At 58.7% G+C, this 7,624-nt stretch carries 9 protein-coding genes; 2 read left to right on the top strand and 7 right to left on the bottom strand.

Annotated elements, in window-relative coordinates:
* Positions 1-295 (bottom strand): hypothetical protein (locus Q0510_RS13390; protein WP_298712515.1); only part of this gene is annotated, 295 nt, incomplete at its 3' end.
* Positions 292-729, bottom strand: coding sequence for a hypothetical protein (locus tag Q0510_RS13385; RefSeq protein ID WP_298712513.1), 438 nt, complete (start codon positions 727-729; stop codon positions 292-294). The genes Q0510_RS13390 and Q0510_RS13385, both read right to left, overlap by 4 nt.
* A gap of 69 nt (positions 730-798) precedes the next feature.
* On the opposite strand from Q0510_RS13385, the gene rpiA reads away from it, so the two are divergent.
* Together rpiA and Q0510_RS13375 are read left to right on the top strand one after the other, a co-directional pair.
* Positions 799-1,470, top strand: coding sequence for a ribose-5-phosphate isomerase RpiA (gene rpiA, locus Q0510_RS13380; RefSeq protein ID WP_298712511.1), 672 nt, complete (start codon positions 799-801; stop codon positions 1,468-1,470).
* 27 nt (positions 1,471-1,497) lie between these two features.
* Entirely contained in the window at positions 1,498-2,400 is a 903-nt protein-coding gene (locus tag Q0510_RS13375; protein WP_298712508.1) for a hypothetical protein, read from the top strand.
* A gap of 2 nt (positions 2,401-2,402) precedes the next feature.
* Here the strand turns inward: Q0510_RS13375 and Q0510_RS13370 are convergent, their stop codons facing one another.
* The 5 genes from Q0510_RS13370 to Q0510_RS13350 form a co-directional block, all read right to left on the bottom strand.
* A complete protein-coding gene (locus Q0510_RS13370; protein ID WP_298712505.1) occupies positions 2,403-3,116 on the bottom strand; it encodes a 2OG-Fe(II) oxygenase in 714 nt (237 codons plus the stop codon).
* Between the two features lie 27 nt (positions 3,117-3,143).
* Positions 3,144-3,983 carry a bifunctional transcriptional activator/DNA repair enzyme AdaA gene (locus Q0510_RS13365; protein ID WP_298712503.1) on the bottom strand — a complete coding sequence of 280 codons (840 nt, stop codon included), beginning with the start codon at positions 3,981-3,983 and terminating at the stop codon, positions 3,144-3,146.
* Between the two features lie 71 nt (positions 3,984-4,054).
* Positions 4,055-4,651 carry an alpha-ketoglutarate-dependent dioxygenase AlkB gene (locus tag Q0510_RS13360; RefSeq protein WP_298712500.1) on the bottom strand — a complete coding sequence of 199 codons (597 nt, stop codon included), beginning with the start codon at positions 4,649-4,651 and terminating at the stop codon, positions 4,055-4,057.
* Positions 4,630-4,893: an Ada metal-binding domain-containing protein gene (locus Q0510_RS13355; RefSeq protein WP_298712497.1), complete on the bottom strand. Its 264-nt coding sequence runs from the start codon at positions 4,891-4,893 to the stop codon at positions 4,630-4,632. Before Q0510_RS13355 ends, Q0510_RS13360 begins: the two co-directional genes overlap by 22 nt.
* Before the next feature lie 116 nt (positions 4,894-5,009).
* A partial coding sequence (locus tag Q0510_RS13350) for a TonB-dependent receptor (RefSeq protein ID WP_298712495.1) occupies positions 5,010-7,624 on the bottom strand: 2,615 nt, incomplete at its 5' end.

Below are 7,624 nucleotides of genomic sequence, written 5' to 3'. Positions count from 1 at the left end.
CCCAGATGCGGAGGTAGTGGCTTTTGGCGTTTCCATACACCAGATCGCCGTAAACATATGCCAGGTCTTTACCGGCCGACAAGAAAGCGCCCATGGGAACGAATTGCGGCGCATGCGGCTGCGAAGTAACCAGGCGTAGGAATGCATGGCTGCCGGAAACGGGTTTGGACCGGTCCATATTGAGCCGGCACTGGCTGTCCAGCACCGAATTGTAAGCGGAGGGGCCTGCTGTTTCGTAGCGGGTGAGGAAAGCATCTTCCGCCCCGCGCGTCGTGGCCTGCGGGTCGGCAATCAATGCGGCGGTAATGGGTTCGGCTGGATGCCGAAATCGATGAGGTATTTCCATTCGCCGCGGCTGTTGCGCAGCCAGAAGGTGGTGTATTGTCCGGTAGCCAGGAGGGTGTCCGTTCCGGGGATTTGCATGTAATAGGGGCCAGTGGTAAAACCGGTAATGCCGTCGGCCGAGGCGGCGGCGAACTGTGGCCCCCATTGCAATAAAACCTTGCTGTCGGGCCGTGCGCGCCACTGCGCGAGGGCGTTGCCGTATTCCCCGCCTTCCATGGAAACGGCGGAGCTGTCGGTGTAGGCAAGAAATGCGGATTTCGCGCCGTGTTCCAGGGCATGCGCGGCAAAGTTGCGTTCTGCGCGGATAACGGCGGCGGCGTTTTGTGCGGCGGTTTTTGGGGTGGTGGTGAATAGAAGCAGGGCAGACAGGATGAACCTTTGCATAACGTCGGGTTTATAGTGCTCAATCACCGGCAATCTACGTATTGCCCGCCAAATGCCGTACATTCCGGTATGGCTTCGCAACAGGAAAACGACAAACAACTGGCGGCAACGGCCGCAGCGGCACTTTTGGTCGACGGAATGACGGTAGGCCTGGGCACCGGCTCCACCGCCACGGCGGCCCTCCACGCCATCGCGGCGCGTCATCTCAAGATCACCGGCGTCCCTACATCCCGGCAAACGGCGGAACTGGCCACGAAACTCGGCATCCCGCTGGCAGACATCAATGACGTACCGCATATCGATATCGCGCTGGATGGGGCGGATGAATTCACCGCCTCCCTGGATCTCATCAAAGGTGGCGGAGGCGCATTGCTGCACGAGAAGATCGTGGCGGTGCGGTCGCGGCAGCTGGTGATCATGACGGACGCCTCCAAGCTGGTGGAGCGCCTGGGCAGATTCAGGGTGCCGGTGGAAGTGATCCCGTTCGCGGTGCGGTATGTGCAGGAGCAGATCGCGGGGATGGGGGCATCGTGCACGGTAAGGCCGGGTGTGATCACCGACGAAGGAAACCTGATCGTGGATGCGGATTTCGGGTTGATAGAAAACCCCTCCGCACTGGGCGCCCGGCTGAAATCTATTACGGGCGTGGTGGAGCACGGTATTTTCTCAGGGATAGCGTCGCTGGTGGTCATGGGAGATAACGGGACCGTCCGCCGTTTTCCGCAAGTTTCGGGTAGCTGATCGGTTCGGCTGCGTTAACTTTGCGGCATGCCATCCCGCTCGTTCATTATACCCGCATCCGATCCTTTTAGTTTCGACGAATGTCTCTGGTTCCTGGACCGGGGTTTCGACGAATGCATGCATACCATCCTGCCCGGCCGCGTGCGGAAACTGATCCCGTTGCCGGGAAACCCTGTGCTGGCGGACCTCCGCGAGCATCCCGCCGGCATCGAAGCGATATTGCTCGAAGGAAACGATTCCCCCGAAACGGAAACCGCGTTACGGGCGTACGTGGAGGAATGGCTGGCGCCGCAGCAGGATATCCGGCCGTTCTATGCAAAACTCGCCAAAGTGCCTGCCCTGGCGTATATGCCCGGGGCTTTCGGCGGCCTTCGCCTCATCGGCATTCCTGATCTGTTCGAAGCCCTGGCGTGGAGCATCATCGGCCAGCAAATCAACCTGACCTTTGCCTACCGCCTGAAACGCAGGATGGTGGAACGCTGGGGCGAAAGCTATGAGACCGGCGGCGAAGTATATCACATCTTTCCCCAACCCTCCGTGCTGGCAGAAGCCGACCCCGCGGAACTGCGCACTATGCAATTCACCGGCCGCAAAGCGGAATACATCACCGGCGTAGCCCAACAATTCGCCAACGGCAATATCAGCAAATCATCCCTGCTGGCGCTTCCCGGGCTGGAGGAGCGCCGCCGTGCATTGACGGACCTCCGCGGCATCGGCATCTGGTCCGCCAACTACGCGCTCATGAAAAGCATCCGCGACGCCACCTGCATCCCGCACGGCGACGCCGGGCTGCTGAACGCCCTCGTTTCCCATCAAATCATTTCAGACAAATCCGATCATCCATCCATGGAAAAACTCTACCGCCGGTTCAAAGGCTGGGAAAGTTATCTCGTGGCGTACCTGTGGCGGAGCCTCGCCGTCAAAAGCTGATCTCAGGTCGATGCATCATGGAAGATAATCCCCAGCGTATGCCGCTTGCCGGTATGCAGCGCGCTCACGCCGTGTTTCATGTGCGCCCGGTAAAACCCGCGGCTGCCCTTCACCGGCCGGAATTGGGTGGTGAACAGCAGGATGTCGCCCTTCGCGGGTTGCAGCACGATCGCTTTGGATTGCGCGCGCGGCACCTGTTCCGTCAGCACGAACTCGCCGCCGGTGTAATCCGTTCCGGCTTCGTCGAGGAACAGCACCGCCTGGATCGGGAAGTATACATCGCCGTAAAGATCCTGGTGTAATGTATTGAACCCGCCAGGGCCGTATTGCAATATCAGCACCGCCGGTAGATCCTGCCCGTTGGCTTTGCAACGTTCCCGGAAAGCCGCGTGGTCGCCGGGATACCGGATATCAATGTCCAGTTGTTCCATCCATTTATTCGCCACCGGCGCGATCTGCGCGTAGAGCGTTTCGCGGAGGTCCTGCAGCATCGCGGGCAGGGGATAACGGTAGTATTTGTATTCGCCCAGGCCGAACCGGTAGCGGGCCATGACGATCGTTTTGCGGAAATGTTCCGGCTGATCGTAAGCGCCGGCCAGGGCCTGGCAGTCGGTATGCATGAGGGCTTTGGGTATGATTACGTAGCCGTTTTCCTGGAGCTGCCGGGCAATAAGGGCCCAGTCGCGCTGCAGGAGCGCGTTTGCGGTTGGGTGCATGTTTGTTAGGTTGAAGTGAAAAAGGAATCAGGAAGTTTTCGCCGCTTCCCAGCCGATGATGGCGGTTTTGCGGTCGGGGCCCCAATGATATTGCCCCGTTTCGCCGCTGGAGCGGATCACGCGGTGGCAGGGGATAAGGAAGGCCACGGGATTGGAAGCCACGGCGGTGCCTACGGCCCTGGAGGCGCCGGCATGACCGGCTTTTTGCGCCAATCCGGAATAGGTGACAAGCCCGCCCATCGGAACGTTCAGCAGGGTTTCCCACACGCGGATCTGGAACGGCGAGCCTTTGAGGTGCAGCTTGATCTCGGGGAGTTTCTTCCAGTCTTCCCCGAAAATAAATAGCGCATGTTGCTGGTTGCTGTCCACAAACTGGCGGTACCGCGCGTTGGGGAATTTCTCCTGCAGATCACGCAGTGCTTCCGCTTCGCCGGCGTCCGCAAACGCCATGTGGCAGACGCCTTTCTGTGTGGAAGCTACGATCAGCGGCCCGAAGGGGCTTTCCGCGAAGCTGTAGTTGATATCGAGCCCCGCGCCCCCGTTCCTGAATTCTCCCGGCGTCATCCCTTCGATCTTGATGAACAGGTCGTGCAGGCGGCTGGTGCCCGACAGGCCGGTTTCAAACGCGGCATCCGACAATGTATCGCCTTTCAGTAAGCGTTCTTTCGCATGATCGAGGCTCAGGTATTGCAGGAATTGTTTCGGGCTCACGCCCGCCCATTCCTGGAACATCCGCTGGAAATGAAAAGGAGACAGGTGCACATGGCCGGCGGCGGCCTCCAGGTCGGGCTGGTCTTTGAAATGCTGCCGGAGGAACGCGATGGCGGAAGCAATCCTGTTGAAGTCTATGTGTTGTTGCGTTTCCATGATTTTCAAATTTATACTGCAAAGATACCGGCGCCCGTCCGCCCCCGGAACCCGCTTCTTGCGCAATCGCGCTACACGATGACGCGGAAGGTGATGTTGATGCGGGGCTCCGCTACCCGCGTGGTTTTGGGCACACTGTGGTACCAGTTTTCCTGCGTGCTGCCGCGCATGAGCAGGAAGCTGCCGTGCGTCAGCACCGTTTTGATGCGGAGGTCTTTGTCTTTGGCGTGTTTGAAATGAAAATACCTCGCCGCGCCGAAGCTCACCGAACCGATGACGGGCTGCGGGCCGAGTGATTTTTCATTGTCGCGGTGCCAGCCCATGCTGTCGTTGCCGTCGCGGTAGAAATTGAGCAACGCGCTGGTGAACGCCACGCCCGACACGGCTTCGATGCGCGCGCGGATATCGAGAAGCTCGTTTGTCCAGGGTAATGGCCGCATGGTGACGCCGGAGTAAGTGTACGATTTATGGACATCGCCATACCAGGCGGTGAGGCGCGGCTGCATCACCTGGCGGCCCATGATGGTGATGGGCTCCTGCTTCCATTGGATGCCCTGTGTCAGCGCGTCCAGGAAGCGGTCGCTTTCCGCGGCGGTGAAGAAGCCGGGGAACAGGCGGGCGTCGCCGTCTTTAGGTAATGAATTCGTTATGTAAGGGAATGTTTCCATTGTTTGTATTTGTGGGGGAGGCAATGGCCGCAGGGGCGGTACCCCTGCGCCAGGGCTTCCGCTTCGCTGGCGAAGAACACGCGGTTGACGGGCAGCATCCGCTTTCCGCTGGCACAACGGAGCGTGCCGTAAATGCGGCCTTTACGGTATCCGCCGAAGGCGATTTCCCCCTTCCGGAACATTTCCCGGAAGCGGGCGCTGCGTTCAGCGTTGGTGCTTCCCATCTGCAGGTGTCCGATCATGCCGGCAATTTACACCATCCGCGGCACCCGGCCCGCCCGTTTCTTGCGGTCATCAAAAATGGAAAGGACCGCCGGTACAGCGGTCCCTTCCGGATATTCCATCTTCCAAAAAAAAATCAGAAACTATACCGCGCGCCGAACTGCACCTGCCAGGGCGTGCCCCCGGGGTTTACGACGCCGGTATTGGCGCCTACACGGTACACCAGCTCATTTGTGACATTGTTGAAACCGGTGGTGGTATAGATGTTTTGCTTGCCCAGGTTCTGGGAAGTGCCCCAATCCTTGTTCAGCATATTGGCGATATTGAATCCGTCCAGCGACAGCTCGATACCGTGACGTTTGGCGAAGCTGAATTTCTTGGCGATGCGCAGGTCCCAAAAGCCGAAGAACCCGTTTTCTCCGCCATTACGTTCCGCTATTTTACCCATGCTTTCGCGGATGTAGCTTTTCAGGCTGTTGCTGGCGTTCGGGTTGTTGAGGATGCCGTTGATGCCGTCGCGGTACACCTGCGGCACCTTGGTGTCGTTCACGTCGAAGATGTACGCGAGATCGTTGGAGGTAACGAAGTCGCCGTTCACGTTGCCGTTCACCGCGAGGGAATAGCGGGTGCCGCCCAGCCCGGAATACCGGATGCCCACGCTGAAGCCTTTCCAGGAAGGAAGGGTTCCGTAGAACACCACTTTGTGGCGGAACTGGTTGTCGGAATACGTCATCCTGCTGAGGTCGCGCGGGTCCTGGCGCGTCATGAGGTTGAGCGTGGCGGTGTTGGCCACGTCGCCGTTGAAGGAGGTGTTGTCGCGGGAATCGTTCCAGGTGTAGCTGGCGGTCACTTCACCGTCTTTCCAGTACCGCCAGGTTGCGTCGAGCACCACGGCATACTGGTTCACTTTACCACCGCTGTTCAGTTCCAGCACACGGCCCACGTTGGTGCTTTTGCGGCCCTGCTGCCAGTCCATGATCCCTTTGTCGGTAATGGTGGACGCCGGCACATACACGCCGCGGCCGCCTTCGTTCTCCAGGGTGAAGAAAGGATTGTCTACCATATTGCGGTCTACATACATGTAGTTATGGCGCGCGATCGTGGTAAACACGGTGATGCCGGCCTTCAGGCGGTCGGTGAAGAAGTGGTTGTAGGAAATGTTGGCCTTGTAGATCACGGGAATCCTGGCGTCTTTGCCGTTCATGTTGATCGTGCTCGTTTTAGGCAGGTTGTTTTCCGCGATGTAAGCTTCTCCCGGCGCGGTGGACGGGTCCTGGCGGTAACCAGGGAAGTTGGGGACAGGCAGCAGCGCGGGATCGTTCACATCGATGGATATTACTTTCGTACCGTCGAACAGCTGGTTGTTGATCATCGCGTAGTTGTTGATATCCGAGCCGAAGATGCCGGCGCCGAAGCGCAGGTAGTCGGTATGTTTGTCGCCGATGTCCCAGTTAAACTGGACGCGGGGCTGGAGGATGAAGGAATTTAGCCCGTTGGAGGTATTGAGGCCCAGTTCGTTCAGCACCACCTGGTTCTTATTGGGCTTGCTCATGTAGGAAGTATAATCCGCGCGCAAACCGGCGATCATTTCCAGGCCCTTGCCCAGCTTGGTTTGCATCTGCGCATACAGGCCCGCGTTCAGCACATTCTGGTTCAGCGCGGGATTGCCGCCGATGGCCACTTCGCGGGCGTAACGGTAAGGCGTGTTGTTGTCGAACGCATCCATGCCGCGGTAGTAAAAGCGTCCGTTCATTTCACTGCCGTACAGGGAATTGAGATGGCTGTACATGATATCCGTCCCGAATGTAAAATTCGCTTTCTCGGTGCTGAAATACACGTTGTCGACCAGTTGCAGGATGTTGTTGTAGAAGTGCTCCGGCGAATAACGCTGGCCGCCCAGCTGGATGTTGGTATTCACCGTTTTGCCGTTGATGGTGGACGTGATGTTTTCCACGATGGCGCGCGGGATATTCTCGCGGGGCAGCTGTTTGTTGGGAACGCTTTCCTCGAAAGTATACAGGTGCTGGACCTTCAGTTCGTTGGTCACCTTCGGGCTGATCACGGTGCGCAAAGTGGCGAGGAGGCTGTTATTGTACACATTCGCATCGCCATACACTTCGTACATGTTGATGGTGGTGTTGTCGTTACGGCCCTGGAAGTTGCGGTCGTTGATGTAGTTGTTGCGGATGGTCAGCAGGTTTTTTTCGTTCAGCTGCCAGTCGACCCGAGCGAAGATCGCGTCTGTTCCGCGTTTCTTGTCGAAGCTGCCGAACTGCGGGGTGTTGGCCACGCCGTATTTGGTCCGGGCGATGCCGAGGAATTCGTCGAGGGTGGATTGGGTGATGTTCTGGCGGACTTCATCCTCCGGGCTTTTGATCTCGGCGATGAGCAGCGGGCGGGCGTCGGCCTGGTGGTCCCAGGTCACGAAAAAGTGCGCTTTATCTTTTACGATGGGGCCGCCGAAGGCCACGCCGTATTGGTACGTGGAGAATTCGCTGTTGCGTTTGGCGCCGCGGATATCGTACCGGCTGGAAGCCCAGTCGGTTCGCCCGAACATGAACGCGCTCCCGGTGAATTCGTTGGTGCCGGATTTGGTTACGGTGCTGATGGTGCCGCCGCCGCTTCTGCCGTACGTCACATCGTATTGGTTGGTCACCACTTTAAACTCCCGGATGGCTTCCATGGAGATGATGTATGGCGCGCCGGTGCGGCTGTTGGACCCGCCGCCGGAGGGGGGGTTGCGGGCGGAGG

This window comes from uncultured Chitinophaga sp. (assembly GCF_937874145.1).
In the GTDB taxonomy this organism is placed as follows: Bacteria; Bacteroidota; Bacteroidia; order Chitinophagales; family Chitinophagaceae; genus Chitinophaga.
Note: the sequence above shows the minus strand (reverse complement) of the source record. Positions and strands in the feature narration are given on the sequence as shown.